Genomic DNA, 14130 nt, shown 5'->3' on the forward strand with positions numbered 1-14130 from the left:
TATTTTACTAATACTATTTTACTAATATTTAAGTGCTTCAATGTTCATCTCATCGTCACCCTTACTTACAATTTTCTCGCTAACCATCGTCACAAATCTTGTTTGAAATAGCTGAATCAGCTCTCCCACTCAATAGGGATTTGAATCAATCCGTCCCCTTTTGACACTCCTGAGATAGTATCCAGAAGTTGGTCTATTTCTTAAGTTGAAGGTGTCGCCACTGCGGACTTTCCAAATTTTGTAATTGGAAAAGGTCAAAGGCTTTCGGGGTTCGCATACTTCTGGCAGATGATTGCCAAGTACAAAGTATGCCGCACCCCTACCCATAACTTTCACCAAACCGTTTTTATCCACAAGAACCGATGTACTTTCACTAACCGCTATACCTAAAACACTGCTAGATACACCATCCTTAATTTGACGGGCAATGAAAGTCATAATTCGACCCATTCTTTCCCGCCTGTCAAAATGTGTATCTACGATAGTTCCCTTCAAATTACTCCAATTGAAAAAATTGTAAGTAAAAGTAATGTCTCGGTAGGGATCTTCGAGTGCGTCTCTAGTTTCAATGCCTTTTTCGGAAGAAGCGCAAGCATCATAGACACAATCACTTTGGATCATTGCACCTGCACTAGTGCCACCAATTCCACCTCCCTTAAGGTAAACTGACTTAACGGCAGCCTCAAGCTTGGTATCTTTCCAGTTGCGGATGTATTGACATTGATCCCCGCCAGCAAAGAAAACTACATCAGCATTTCGGATTTTTTCATAAATCTCAGCTTTGTTTGCCTCTTGTCTATCCCTAACCAGAAGAGTTTCCACAAAATTTACGCCCTTCATGGCATAAATTAGCCGATTGTAATCGTGATTACCATTAGTGCGGAGAACTACAACATTAACTTTAGTGCTGGAGTTACTACCTCCCCTAACTTGGTTAATCATCCACTGGATAGCATCATCGACATCGGGGCCTCCCCCACCCAAACTTAGGACTGGGCCCGCTAAGGAGGGACGGACATCAAAGGAGGGAGTGGAGGAGCGAACATCAACAGTATCACCCAGGAAGAAGCGTTTCCAGCTTGCAATAAAACGGGTTATTAGGAAGGTTCCCATCTTCAACAACTTGATTCCTGTACTTTTCAAGCGCCTTGCTATGCTTGGGAATGCCTTTGTCATACTAAACTTGTAGAGCAAACTGCAATTATTGCTAGGCTGTGACGTATTTTAATTGCTTATTTATTCGTGAAATTTGTCCTTTGTCATTAGTCATTTATCAGTTGTTGTGAATAACCAATTGACTTAGGACAGTCTTAACGAAAAATGTGCAATTTAGACGCGCACTAGCTTAACTGTGGCACTAGATCGGGTAAAATTTCCAGCGTACAGGTCTTGTACTGTTTGTTAACGCAAAATAACGCAGAGCGATCGCTAATTCTCTGCGTTACTGTGCAAAAATCTCTACATTGCTTGTAGCGTTTAAGTCTGGCCAGATGAAACCTAAAATAGATTAGGTGTTGGTTGTCACTGTCCAGATCCTTCCGTAGTTACTGGGAATAGTTACCCAATATTCTGAATAACTGGGAACGCCGATTAAATTGTTTTCACCATTTAGTTCTTCCTGATAATTGCCAGCAATTGGGAACCAGAAGGGTACATCTCGATCGCGATCGCTAAAGTTAAGTGCTACTAGGCTAAACTTGTTACCATGTTTACGCGAGAATAGCAGCACATTTTTGGAATGATAGCGGTCATAATCGTTGTAAAAGAAATGGTCGCCTTCGGTAAACTGCGGTTGCTGACTACGCAGTTTAATCAACTTACGTACTAAGGAAAGTACGCTCTTACCAATGGGGTCATAAAAATAATCCCATCGTACAGGTCGAAGCAACATCACTCTACCAAAACCTTGTTCTGGCAGGAAATAGTTTTCACCAAATTCCTGACCTTGCCACAGTAGCGGAATCCCTTTACCAGTGAAAATCCCAATTAGGTAAGGCTGGACTTTATACCATAAGTCACGATTACCTTCTTTTAATAAATCATTATCGCGGGCGATCGTACCAAAGTTACAAACAAAGCGGGGGTGGTCATGATTTTCTATATATTGCAGTGCTGTTTTAGCAATTTTGTCACCATTGTTTGTAATCTCTGAAGGATAGCCATCCAGACCAAGTTTAAAGCCAAGATTAGCTAAATCACCTTTATTTCCATGAGCTACACTTTCAGCTGCACCAAAAGTTTCATTTTGCCAAGTAGAGTTGGTATAAGTTTGTTCGAGAATTTCCTTTGGCCCTTCTAATTGTTCAGCACACTGAATCAAATTGATCGTGTCATCGTTTGTGTCATTGTTAAAGAATCTCTGCCAATACTCGCCAGCTTGTCTCTTTTCTTTGACTGTTTTGTAGGTGTTAAAAATTAAGTTAGCGTAACCAACTCCTGTAGAACCATCCCAGTAATTGGGTACGCAGTCATAGCGAAAACCATCGACATGATAAACATCTAGCCAGTGATAGTTGACTGTATAGAAAAAGTCTTGGGTAAACTTGCGATTATAGTCTGTACTTTCGCCAAATAAATCTTTAGCAAATTTTCCCATAAAAGGATTATCACGATACCCTAGTTTTCTGTAAACATAAGAGTAGGGAAAACTATCACCAGTGTGACCATAAACGGCATCTACAATTACAGCAATGTTGTTTTGATGTGCCGCATCAATTAAAGCCTGTAAATCTTTTCTGTTACCAAGTTTATAAAGTAAATCTAAAGATGGTTAGCCAAGTATAATTGCAAAGGTAGGATACTTTAAAGACAGTGTATCTACTTATAAAGCGATGGCTCGAAAAGCTTATTCTACCGACCTTAGTGACTTAGAATGGGAAATTTTGGCACCATTGATTCCACCAGCTAAATCTGGTGGTCATCCTCGAATAACTGATATGAGAGAAGTATGTAATGCCATCTATTATCACTTAAAAACGGGTTGTCAATGGGATATGCTTCCGGGAGACTTCCCCCCAAGCTCGACAGTTTACAGCTATTACCGAAAATGGCAAAAACGCGGGATTTGGGAAGAATTGAATCATACATTGCGCGATCGCTTAAGAGAGAAAATGGGTCGTTTGGCACAGCCAAGTGCAATAGCAGCAGATAGCCAGTCGGTAAAAACGACTGAAAAAAGGGGGATGTGTACGGCTTTGATGGTGGCAAGCTAGTCAAAGGAAGAAAGCGCCAAACAATAGTTGATAGTCTGGGGGGACTATTAGTCAAAGTCGTTGTGAGCGAAGGAAATGCCGGTGAAAGGGTTCTTGCAGCCTATGCCTTAATGGAACTTGTCGAGGAGCGTCCAGAATTATTGGAAAAAGTTAAAGTCATGTGGGTTGACTCTGGATACGACGGTGACAAATTTGGGTTGGCAGTTTGGTTAATGATCCAAGCCCAAGTTAAGGTAATACATCGCAAAGAAAAACAATTTGAGGTTTTACCCAAGCGTTGGGTAGTAGAAAGAACATTTGCCTGGTTTAACCAATATCGTCGCCTTAGCAAAGATTATGAATATCTTCCTGAAATGAGTGAGGCTGCTATATATGCTGTCATGACTCGCATTATGCTGCGTCGCCTAACCTCCTAAAGATTTACTTTATAAATGGTCTCTAACAGATTTAGCTTGTGTACCTTACCAACTTGAACTATGCTGTAATAGCTAAAACCAGATTAAATTTGCACTACTTCAGAAATTGCAGCAGTACCAGCTATAAACTTATCAAAGGTTGATTAAGGATTTATGCAAGTTCAAATAAAATTTTAGCTCCCCAACTTCTTGAAGAAATCGGGGAGCTATCTTACCACGGTATTTGCGATCGCTCTTGCACAACTTGCTGATATACTTGCTCAGTTTGCTTGGCTAGTTTTGGCCAGCTAAAGCGGCGCTCTAAATCCTCATAAGCGTTATCCACCAGCCATTGGCGATAACCTGGATTTTTCAACACTTCCAAAATTCCCCAAGCTAAAGAATCGGGATTGTTCACCCAAGTGACAATGCCTGTTTTGGTATGTTGTACCACTTCTGGAAAACCACCAGTATCAGAAACTACTACAGGTACACGAGAAGCAAAGCTTTCTAAAGCTACAATCCCAAAGGGTTCGTAAAGACTCGGAAAAACCGCACAGTCAGCGACAGTTTGAAATTTATCTAAGTATTCATCGGAGAGAAAACCGGTAAAATAGCAATGATGCCAAATTCCTAAATCCCAGGCTTGGCGCTTGAGATGGTCAGTATTGCCGCCACCAACGATTACAAATTTCACATTACCTCCCATTTCTGAAAGGATTTTGGGTGCGGCATTAAGTAATATGGGTATACCTTTTTCGTAAGTCATACGACCGAGGTAGTAAACTATTTTCTCTTCGTCTGCGGCAAATTGGCGGCGAAAATCCAGAGCATGAAAATCGATATGATGCTGTTTCTTTTCGGCTCGGATACCGTTATAAATGACATCGATTTTGTCCCAAGGACTATGTAGCGCTCGTTCTACTTCTTGGCGCATATAGTCGCTACAAACAATAATCCGCCAAGCGTTGTAAGCGAGCAAAGTTTCTTTGCCATTTATATAACTTTGAGTATCTGTGTGAATACCGTTATAGCGTCCGTATTCAGTAGCATGAATTGTGGCAATTAGTGGTATTTTAAAATTATGCTTGAGAGCGATCGCAGCATCTCCGACTAACCAATCATGGGCATGAATTAAATCAAAGGGCCCTTCTTCTAAAATCAATTTACCACCGTGATCTCCCATACTCAAGTTGAGATTCACTATCCAGTGGAAAAAGTCGTTGCTATATGCCACTGGCACTCGATGTATCTTTACTCCTTCAACTACTTCATACATCGATGCGTGACCAAACTCAGCTGTAATCAGGTGAATTTCATGTCCTAGCTTTACCAGTTCCGGGTACAACTCCGCCACATGTCGTGCAATTCCCCCAATAATCCTTGGTGGAAACTCCCAACTCAGTACCAGTATCTTCATCTACTAGACTCCCCAACACTTTATAAATATCTAACAAACTACATTTACCTAAAAATACAAGTCTGGCGAATGTAGTGAGTACTTTTACTAGAATTTTTAGATTTTTTAACAGTGATTTTGTTAAAGGCGATCGACTTTAAGCTCAGGATAAAAAGCAAGATATAGTAATAATTCGTAATGAAAACAATTGAGCCTCTGGCAACTCAGTTGTCAAGAAGGGATAACGACGGAAACTGCATGAACTCGATCCCGTCCTTGCTGTTTGGCTACATAAAGTGCTTTGTCTGCTGCATTAATCAAGTCTGGCGGCGAAATTTCGGAATTTGGCACAATGCTAACAACACCTAGACTAACGGTAACACGATCGCATACGCGAGATTGAGCATGGGGAATGGCTAAGTCGCGGACTGCTTGTCGAATAGTTTGAGCTACATAGATTGCTCCTTGAATCTCTGTATTAGGCAGAATGATAGCAAATTCTTCTCCACCGTAACGAGCAACTAAATCGGCTGGACGCTTAAGAATATTTTTGAGGGCACTTGCTAATTGCCACAAACAATCATCCCCTCCTAAATGACCATAAGTATCATTGTAGAGTTTAAAAAAATCGACATCTAACAAAATTAAAGACAGTGAAAGTTGCTCGCGTTTGAGTCGCTGCCACTCAGCTTCAAGATACTCATCAAATCGGCGGCGATTGGCTATTTGAGTCAAGCCATCTAGGGTAGCTAATCTTTGTAATTCTTCATTGGCAGCTTGCACTTGCTGGTAAAGTACTGATTGATGAATAGCGATCGCTACTTGACTAGCCAATTGCTGCAACAAATTCACTTCAAACGCTTGCCAATAACGAGGTGCGGTACACTGGTGAACAATGAGTAAACCCCATAGATGCTCTTCATTCAAAATCGGCACTATTACAGCCGCTTTAACTTGATAGAGTTGTAATAATTCAAAAACCTCGGCTGAAAAATCAGATTCCTGAATATTATGGAAGACTTTAGGTAATCCCTGGTAATAGTCGCTAAAATCTCGTTTGAGCGAAAATGGGTGCATTGTCAGTTCTAATCTCTGAGGATAGTCATCACCCACTGATTTTGCGGCAAAATTCCCACTTCCGTCAGATTGTAACTGGTAGATAGCTACGGAATCTGAACCCAAACACTGGCGAATACTATTTACTGTTGTATTCAGAACCTCTTCCAAATTCAGTGATTGTCGAATCTGTTGAGTTACTTCAGTAATTAACCGTTCTCCCTCTGCTTGCTGTCGCAACATCACTTCGGCTTCTTTACGAGTGCTAATGTCTTCTACCGAGCCAAGAATCTGCGTTGGAGTACCGTTAGCATCTCTGGTAAATACGACTTCTCGTGTATTTAGCCAACGCCATTCTCCATTTTTGTGTCGGAATCGGTATTCAGTGGAAAGTACTTCATTGTCTTTAAGGTTGACAAAGCGAGTTGGTAAGTTATGGCAGAGGTATCGATCGTCTGGATGAAAGCAATTTATTAGCCACTGCGGATCTGCGTTACAAAATTCCTCTGGAGAGTAGCCTAAAATAGCCAGACTTTTCTGATTAAGATAGATACTTGTTCCTTGTAAGAGGTCAAACAAATACAAAATATGGGGTATGGTATTAGCAACCTTTTGCAGAAAGTCTTGACTGGAGCGCAATGCCTCTTCAGCTTTGCGGCGTTCCTGAAGCGCGACTTTATATTCAGTAATATCTCGTCCTTCTGAGATCAGTAGTGTCACACGCCCAGTTTCATCAAGTATAGGACGCAGTGAGAAATCAATCGCGATCGCTTGACCATCTCGACCTACAATGTCAATTTCATAGCGAATCGATTCACCATTAGCAGCAGCTGCGATCGCAGTTTTTAATTGCTCTTGAGTATTTAGAGAAATTGTCCACCACTTTGCTTCCCAAAAAGGCTTGCCAACTACTTCTTCCCGATTAATCCCAGCAAAGTCTAGTGCTGTTTGATTGGCTTCTAATACAATTCCATTCGGCTGAAGCAATCCAATAAACTGAATGGTTTGATTGAAAATCGCCCGGAATTTTTGCTCATTTTCACTTAAAGCTTGTTCTACCCGTTTGCGATCGGTAATATCTCGTCCAACAGATTGAAGTTCTACAATCGCACCTCGATCATCAAATATCCCTCGAACAATCCACTGCGTCCACCGCACTCCTTGGCAAGCTACAACGCGATTTTCAATTGTGATAACGGGATTTTCTAAGCTAATGGAATTTACCAGACTAAAAACACGTTCTTGGTCTTCCTCAAACACAACAGGTTTGTAGTGCTGACCGATAATTGTGTCTCGCTCCAGTCCAAAAAATCGACAGTAAGCTTCATTAATAAAGGTAAAAGTGCCATCTGGTAAACCTCTAGCAATCAATTCTGTTTGGTCTTCGAGGATGGTACGATAAAGTTCTTCGCTCTCTTGTGCTTGTTTGCGTAAACAAAGCTCGTCATAGACATCGCTAATATCCAATACTAAACCCTGAAGTAGCTGAGTTTGTCCATCGGCACAAAAAACGAGATTGGCTTGGTTTCGTACCCAAATTATTCTGCCATCGCGCCTAATCATCCGATACTCAATCCTCAAAGGCTCTCCGGTAGCGATTGTAGTATTTACAGCTTGCCAAAGGCGATCGCGATCGTTTGGATGAGTGTAATCTAACCAACTATTGAATAAACCAGGATTCCAATCTTCGGGAGCAATGCCCAATAATTGTTGCAGTTGCGGACTAATATAAGCTTCATTTGCAGTGGTATTAATCGGTGAGATATATACAACGCCCGGAATTTGTTCTACCAGAGTGCGATATTTTCGCTCTGCCTCAGAGAGTTTTTCTTGGGCCTGCTTGCGACTCATGATATTTTGGGTAGTGGTATAAAAGTAGTGATTTTTATCTTGTCAGTCCTTATATAGCAAGGGTTTACAGTCTTTGCTATCACTATATATTTACCACTACCTTAGAAAATATACCAACAGCAAATTACCACTATTTCTGAAAAGATGCTGGAATTTTTCACTTTCCTTGTGGTCTGGGGAATAGGTTTGCGGGTAAAGGATGTATTCAAAACCTTTCCCCTTTACCCTTTCCCCTTTACCCTTTAACCAAACCGTTTGTTTTTGGATAAACACTCTTAAATTAGCTTTGATCCAAGCGCAGTACTGCCATAAAGGCTTCCTGGGGTACATCTACAGTACCTACAGATTTCATCCGTTTTTTACCTTTTGCTTGCTTCTGCAAAAGTTTTTTCTTTCGACTGATGTCACCACCGTAGCATTTGGCTAACACATCTTTGCGCAAAGCCGGGATGTGTTCGCTGGCAATAACTTTACTGCCAATAGATGCCTGAATTGGCACTTTGAATTGATGGCGGGGAATTAGTTCCTTGAGTTTTTCTGCCATTGCCCGTCCGACGTTGTAAGCTTTATCTCGATGCACAATCATCGCCAAGGAATCGACGGGATCGCCGTTAATCAGGATATCCAACTTCACCAAAGGATTTTCACGGTAGCCAATGATGTGATATTCCATACTGGCGTAACCACGCGATCGCGATTTCATCTGGTCAAAAAAGTCAGTTACAACTTCCGCCAAAGGTAGCTCATAAGTAAGTGTAGTTCGTCCTTGGGCAAGATATTTCATATCTTTGAAGATGCCCCGACGATTTTGTGACAACTCCATCAAGGTGCCAACATAAGTTTCCGGGGTAATCATCTCTACTTGCACGTAAGGTTCTTCAATTTTTTCGCGATCGTTGGGAGAAGGTAAACGGCTAGGATTATCGATGTACAGTTCCTCACCTTTGATAGTAATCACCTTATAAACCACCGAGGGGGCTGTAATGATTAAATCCAGGTTATACTCTCGCTCTAGACGTTCTTGGACAATTTCCATGTGCAGCAAACCCAAGAACCCGCAACGGAAACCAAACCCCATCGCGCTGGAAGTTTCTGGTTCGTAATGCAGCGCTGCATCGTTGAGTTCCAGCTTTTCCAAGGCTTCCCGCAAATCTTCAAATTGATCGGCATCAATGGGGAACATTCCACAAAAAACCATCGGGTTCGCTTCTGCGTAACCTGGTAAGGGTGCCTCTGCTTTCGCCTTACTGAGGGTAATCGTGTCTCCTACCCGTGCATCAGCTACAGCTTTAATTGCCGCTCCCAAATAGCCGACTTCCCCAGCGTGCAGTTCATCAACTTGCTTTTGCGTCGGAGAAAGGACACCTAATTCATCAATTTCAAATTCTTTACCTGATGCCATTAAATGGATGCGATCGCCTTTTTTTACGGTACCATCCATCACTCGGAAATACACAATTACTCCTCGGTAACTGTCGTAATAGCTATCAAAAATTAACGCTCGTAGGCGTTCATTTATCGTATTTTGCGGTGGCGGTATCCGCTCAACAACTGCTTCTAAAATCTCATCAATCCCAATTCCTTCTTTGGCAGAAGCCAGAATCGCCCCACTGCAATCTAGACCGATGATTTCTTCAATTTCGCCAATTACCCGTTCTGGTTCAGCCCCCGGCAAATCAATTTTATTCAAAACCGGGATAATTTCCAGGTTATTCTCTAACGCTAAATATACATTAGCCAAAGTTTGCGCCTCCACACCTTGGGACGCATCTACTACCAATAGCGCTCCTTCGCAAGCAACAAGAGAGCGGGAGACTTCATAAGAAAAATCCACGTGTCCCGGAGTATCAATCAAGTTCAGCACATACTGCTGACCATCTTTAGCTGTGTAGTTCATCCGGGCAGCTTGCAGCTTAATCGTAATGCCGCGCTCCCGTTCCAAATCCATATTGTCGAGAAACTGTTCCTTCATCTGTCGGTCTTCAACAGTGCCAGTAGCTTGTAGCAAGCGATCGGCGAGGGTTGATTTCCCGTGGTCGATGTGAGCAATAATACAAAAATTGCGAATGCGAACTGCGGGAACGTCAGTCATATACTATCTTTGCCTTAGCAGCAACCAAAGTTAAAAGGGCAATTTACTTCATGTATTTTAATGCTTTCTTAGCCAAGACGCTGCTAGCTTTTAGTGCTGAGTTCCGAGTGCCGAGTGGGCAAGAGGGGAAATAACCCTTAACTCATTACTCATTACTCATTACTCATTACTCAGCACTCCGCACTCCTAACTCAGCACTCCCTTCACCCCATCTTGAACTTTTGATCTAAATAGGTGGACATTTAAGAATATTATGAAGGTCTATTTGTCGCTGCTAGTATTCAACAGTTAGGAGCGTACAATAAATGTAAATAAGTACATCTAGGGATCGTGTCGGGATCGTGGGCAATTGCGACTGCTAATTGCCCGTAATTGTCGATCGAGCGGCAAAATTTCTAGAGCCATTGTCTAGTCAGTTATATGAAAAATGCGATTTAAAACTTAAAACTGTTACTTTGGTGCTATTTCAGGGAACTATTGAACTGTGCCCTTGAAAATTTTTCAGCGAATTAGCCCAAATAAATGAATATAACTACTTTACAAAGCTTTAGACCAAACCAATTCAAAGAATTCAGAGTATATAAACCTATGAATATGAGAGAGAAAACTACCAAAGCGGAAAATACACCAGCCGATAAGGTAGAAATTGCTGTCCGCCTAGACTCCGAGTTACTAGAGCAAATTCAGCATCTCACCAATGACCCAAGTAAAGTAATTGAGGTGGCGATTCGCCAGTGGTTACGGGGTGAACTCCTTAGAGATGACGAACTAACGCGTACACCTGTGCGTACCCCTGTTCCTCCTCGCGGTGAATGGAACGATTAACGCCATTACCATTATTTAACTGTCAATGCAAGTTAAAAAAAGTAAAGTTTGCCAATCTGGTTTTCAGAACGCCAAAAAATACCCCATCAAACCCAAAAAAGCTGTAAAAATTTATGTTTAAATTTCAGCGGCTTTAGTAAAATTACGGTCGGATACCCTTTGTCTATCCAACTCAATTAATGACTATTACTGCCAATTCCCAATTGTCAAATGTATTTTCCCAAAATCTGGAATCTATTACCAGTAAGACTGATGGCTCATTATCAACTCTAGGAGCCGAGTTAGTTTATACGCAAGATGGGGCAGGACGCTATCTGACCTTTTATTGGCAGTACAGCGAACTCCTGGGGTTAAATACTGAAAAAATAGTTGACGAGCTGAACCAGACTCAAACCTTTGTCCCAGTCGATAAGGTTAATTATTTGGAACGATTGCACCGAATTTTGACAAGTTTGGTGCCAGAAAGGTTTCAATGTTGGTTTAGCTACCACCAGGAATTATTTGAGTTGGACTTAGCGATCAGTCCGATTATGCCGAGTTTGGGAACCACTGCTACTACCGTTTTAGTGATGGGAAGGTTAGTACAAGCCACACTCAACAAAAAACAAGCGCGTGTGGCATCAAAAACGCCCACACAAATAGAGTTGGCTTTGCGATCGCAGCAGCACCAAAAATTGGTAAATCGCATTACCAGAAATATTCGCCGGACATTGGATTTAGATATTATTTGGCAACAAACAGTTGACAGTTTAGGGAAAGCACTGCGGCTAGAACGCTGCATTATTTGTCCTTATCAGCCCTCAAGCTCAAAAGTGCAGGTGAAAGCTGAGTATCGCCAGCCAGAACTCAAATCAATACTTGGCTTAGACATAGATATAGCTTCTGAGCCTGCCTTTGCTCAAGCCTTGGCAACCCTAGAACCAGTTACGATGGAAGTGCCTGGATACAAAGAGTCTGGGCGGCAGAAAACTTTAGTAGTTGCGACTTGCTATCAAGACCAAGCTAATGGATTGGTTGCCTTGAATTGGCAGGATGAATGCTACACATTAACAGAATCAGAATTAGAACTAGCAAAAGAAGCAGCAGATCAATTGGGAACTGCGATCGCTCATGCTACTTTATATGAAGAATTAGAAATAGCGCGTCAAAAAGCCGAAGAAGCTTCCCGCCTCAAAAGCGAGTTTCTGGCTAATGTATCTCATGAAATTCGTACCCCCCTCAACGGTATGATTGGCTTTTTGAAGCTGATTTTAGAAGGGATGGCAGACGATCCAGAAGAACAAAATCAGTTTTTAGCAGAAGCTCATCACTTATCGATACATCTGCTGAATATCATCAACGATATTTTGGACATTGCCAAAATCGAAGCTGGGAAAATGGAGCTAGCTTACGCTCCAGTCAAGCTAGATGAGCTATTCAGTCATGTAGAAGGTTTCATGCGTCCCCAAGCCGAAATGAGAAACCTCAGCTTTCAGATGCAAATGCCTGCTACCTCCGATGAAATCATTGTTCAAAGCAATTACCAACGGTTGTTACAAGTCATGCTCAATTTGGTAGGTAATGCCATCAAATTTACCCATGAGGGTGGCGTTACCGTCAGCGCTGATTTAGTACTCAAAAAGGCGAACTTTCAAGAGCAGCAATTTCCTGGCATGGTGAGAGTACGTGTGGCAGACACTGGTATTGGTGTTTCCTTAGACAAACAAGATAAATTGTTTCAATTATTCTCTCAGGTGGATGGCTCCCGCACTCGCCAGTACGGCGGCACAGGTTTGGGACTGGCAATATCCCAGAAGCTAGTGGAGGCAATGGGCGGCGAGGTACATTTTTATAGTCTGGGCGAAGGACTTGGCTCAACAGTCACATTCACCGTGCCACTATATCAACAACCAGTCATGGTTTCGTCTAACGATAGCGACTCAACAAGTAGTGCTGAGTGCTAAGTACTGAGTTTAGATACTTGGCAATAGTGGGTTTTGAGTTTTAAACTTTAAAGTTTTTTAGTAATTATTATTTAACCCACCTTCTGCACTCAGGACTGTCATAATCGGTTATTGCAGCAAGACTTTCAGACGTTACGTAGCTGCTCCATGTCATCCTTACTACTTTTACCCCTCATTGTCATTGCTGTTATATTTAATAAACCAATTTGTACTACTAACAATTCCTGTTGTTAGACACTGGGTTTTGATCCTTTGTAGTTTCTCGTTTACTCTAGCTTGAAGAGAGTCTAAAATTCGTTTAGCCTTTTCTGTCATTGCAGCCGCATATTGCCTCGTTTTTGAAGTATCCTCTGTATTCGCCCAAAAATCTTTTTGCTCCTCAAACCATATTTCTGCTCTACTTACTTCATCAAATGTATAACCTAGTTCTCGTATGGCTTCGTCATTAAGCCGATCAGCTATACATAGACGCATACGCCATAAACAATCTTCTAAGGTGCCATAATTGTAGTCTTGCTTTTCACCGTCAGGTGCGTTATTATCCTGTCTTACAAATATCCACTTACTCTCATTTGAGTATTTGCTATTAACCATAAGCCTTTTCGTTATGGAATCGTTCTTTACGACATTAGTAAATAGTACAGTTTTTACCAAAACCCGAACATAGTGTCAAATGTCAATACGACCTCTGTGAGGGTTGGTAGCTTGCAAAAGAGACTTAACGGAAAAAGTCAGATTACTTATTACTCAGCACTCTTGAGGGGTATTGGAAAAAACCTTCCTTGTCCTCACCTGTTTGTGTTCTCTTCAGTACTTTAAAAGCTAAAGTAGAGTAGGAGGGCTTGCACGAGAAATTGTTCAGCTAATCTAATATCGAGTTGCTAAAACCAGCAGTGGTTGAGTCAAAAGTCATAAAAAACTGACGCCTGACAATCTAGCGGCAATTAGATTTAGGATCGATTTAACAAAGCTGGAAAATAAAACTTTGGATAATGGTTAATGAGTAAGGGTGCATTGGTTAGAGGGATCTTTATTATTCAATGCCCCATGCCCCATTCCCCATGCCCATCCCTAACTTAGCAGGTCTAAACTATGGAACTCACAATTGACAACGTTGAAACAGTCTTAGATGAAATGCGCCCTTATCTCATGTCTGATGGCGGCAACGTGGAACTCGTAGAACTTGATGGGCCCGTTGTCAAACTGCGGCTGCAAGGTGCTTGTGGATCTTGTCCCAGTTCTGCAATGACCCTGAGAATGGGTATTGAGCGCCGCCTTAAGGAAATGATTCCCGAAATTGCAGAAATTGAACAAGTGGTGTAAAAGTTAGGAGTTAGGAGTTAGGAGTTATGAGTTT

The 14130-nt window shown here is 41.7% G+C and carries 10 protein-coding genes and 1 pseudogene; 4 read left to right on the forward strand and 7 right to left on the reverse strand.

Annotated elements, in window-relative coordinates; translation table 11 throughout:
- Positions 1-129: 129 nt before the first annotated feature.
- The 3 genes and pseudogenes from NSTCB13_RS23805 to NSTCB13_RS23815 all read right to left on the reverse strand — a co-directional run.
- Positions 130-1176, reverse strand: coding sequence for a cyanophycinase (locus NSTCB13_RS23805; RefSeq protein ID WP_322696019.1), 1047 nt, complete (start codon positions 1174-1176; stop codon positions 130-132).
- Positions 1177-1507: 331 nt separating this feature from the next.
- On the reverse strand, positions 1508-2596 hold the full coding sequence (locus NSTCB13_RS23810; RefSeq protein WP_448274032.1) for an alpha-amylase family glycosyl hydrolase: 1089 nt from the start codon (positions 2594-2596) through the stop codon (positions 1508-1510).
- A 54-nt stretch (positions 2597-2650) separates the two neighbouring features.
- Positions 2651-2737 (reverse strand): annotated as a pseudogene (locus NSTCB13_RS23815) (alpha-amylase family glycosyl hydrolase); the annotation flags it as partial.
- 94 nt (positions 2738-2831) lie between these two features.
- On the opposite strand from NSTCB13_RS23815, the gene NSTCB13_RS23820 reads away from it, so the two are divergent.
- A protein-coding gene (locus tag NSTCB13_RS23820; RefSeq protein ID WP_448274033.1) for an IS5 family transposase occupies positions 2832-3628 on the forward strand; the annotation gives its coding sequence in 2 pieces (ribosomal slippage) (positions 2832-3171 and positions 3171-3628; 798 coding nt in all).
- Between the two features lie 211 nt (positions 3629-3839).
- On the opposite strand, the gene NSTCB13_RS23825 is transcribed toward NSTCB13_RS23820, so the two are convergent.
- The 3 genes from NSTCB13_RS23825 to lepA form a co-directional block, all read right to left on the reverse strand.
- Positions 3840-5027, reverse strand: coding sequence for a glycosyltransferase family 4 protein (locus NSTCB13_RS23825; RefSeq protein WP_445630491.1), 1188 nt, complete (start codon positions 5025-5027; stop codon positions 3840-3842).
- A 210-nt stretch (positions 5028-5237) separates the two neighbouring features.
- Positions 5238-7913, reverse strand: a complete 2676-nt coding sequence (locus tag NSTCB13_RS23830; protein WP_448274034.1) for a PAS domain S-box protein — start codon at positions 7911-7913, stop codon at positions 5238-5240.
- A 280-nt stretch (positions 7914-8193) separates the two neighbouring features.
- The gene (lepA, locus tag NSTCB13_RS23835) at positions 8194-10005 is read right to left on the reverse strand and encodes a translation elongation factor 4 (protein ID WP_445630489.1); all 1812 of its coding nucleotides are present in this window, start codon (positions 10003-10005) and stop codon (positions 8194-8196) included.
- A 588-nt stretch (positions 10006-10593) separates the two neighbouring features.
- Between lepA and NSTCB13_RS23840 the strand changes: the two genes are divergently transcribed.
- Positions 10594-10830 carry a hypothetical protein gene (locus NSTCB13_RS23840; RefSeq protein ID WP_094353260.1) on the forward strand — a complete coding sequence of 79 codons (237 nt, stop codon included), beginning with the start codon at positions 10594-10596 and terminating at the stop codon, positions 10828-10830.
- 179 nt (positions 10831-11009) lie between these two features.
- Positions 11010-12773 (forward strand): sensor histidine kinase, encoded by a 1764-nt coding sequence (locus NSTCB13_RS23845; protein ID WP_448274035.1) that lies wholly within the window; start codon positions 11010-11012, stop codon positions 12771-12773.
- 165 nt (positions 12774-12938) lie between these two features.
- On the opposite strand, the gene NSTCB13_RS23850 is transcribed toward NSTCB13_RS23845, so the two are convergent.
- The gene (locus tag NSTCB13_RS23850) at positions 12939-13367 is read right to left on the reverse strand and encodes a hypothetical protein (RefSeq protein WP_448274036.1); all 429 of its coding nucleotides are present in this window, start codon (positions 13365-13367) and stop codon (positions 12939-12941) included.
- 498 nt (positions 13368-13865) lie between these two features.
- Between NSTCB13_RS23850 and NSTCB13_RS23855 the strand changes: the two genes are divergently transcribed.
- Positions 13866-14096, forward strand: a complete 231-nt coding sequence (locus tag NSTCB13_RS23855; protein ID WP_012408256.1) for a NifU family protein — start codon at positions 13866-13868, stop codon at positions 14094-14096.
- The last annotated feature ends 34 nt before the right edge of the window (positions 14097-14130 follow it).

The sequence above is a fragment of the Nostoc sp. DSM 114160 genome (genome assembly GCF_053470305.1).

Coding starts and splice junctions, on each gene's coding strand:
- NSTCB13_RS23805 (WP_322696019.1), bottom strand. CDS start 1,176: ATGACAAAGGCATTCCCAAGCATAGCAAGGCGCTTGAAAAGTACAGGA.
- NSTCB13_RS23810 (WP_448274032.1), bottom strand. CDS start 2,596: ATGGGAAAATTTGCTAAAGATTTATTTGGCGAAAGTACAGACTATAAT.
- NSTCB13_RS23825 (WP_445630491.1), bottom strand. CDS start 5,027: ATGAAGATACTGGTACTGAGTTGGGAGTTTCCACCAAGGATTATTGGG.
- NSTCB13_RS23830 (WP_448274034.1), bottom strand. CDS start 7,913: ATGAGTCGCAAGCAGGCCCAAGAAAAACTCTCTGAGGCAGAGCGAAAA.
- lepA (WP_445630489.1), bottom strand. CDS start 10,005: ATGACTGACGTTCCCGCAGTTCGCATTCGCAATTTTTGTATTATTGCT.
- NSTCB13_RS23840 (WP_094353260.1), top strand. CDS start 10,594: ATGAATATGAGAGAGAAAACTACCAAAGCGGAAAATACACCAGCCGAT.
- NSTCB13_RS23845 (WP_448274035.1), top strand. CDS start 11,010: ATGACTATTACTGCCAATTCCCAATTGTCAAATGTATTTTCCCAAAAT.
- NSTCB13_RS23850 (WP_448274036.1), bottom strand. CDS start 13,367: ATGGTTAATAGCAAATACTCAAATGAGAGTAAGTGGATATTTGTAAGA.
- NSTCB13_RS23855 (WP_012408256.1), top strand. CDS start 13,866: ATGGAACTCACAATTGACAACGTTGAAACAGTCTTAGATGAAATGCGC.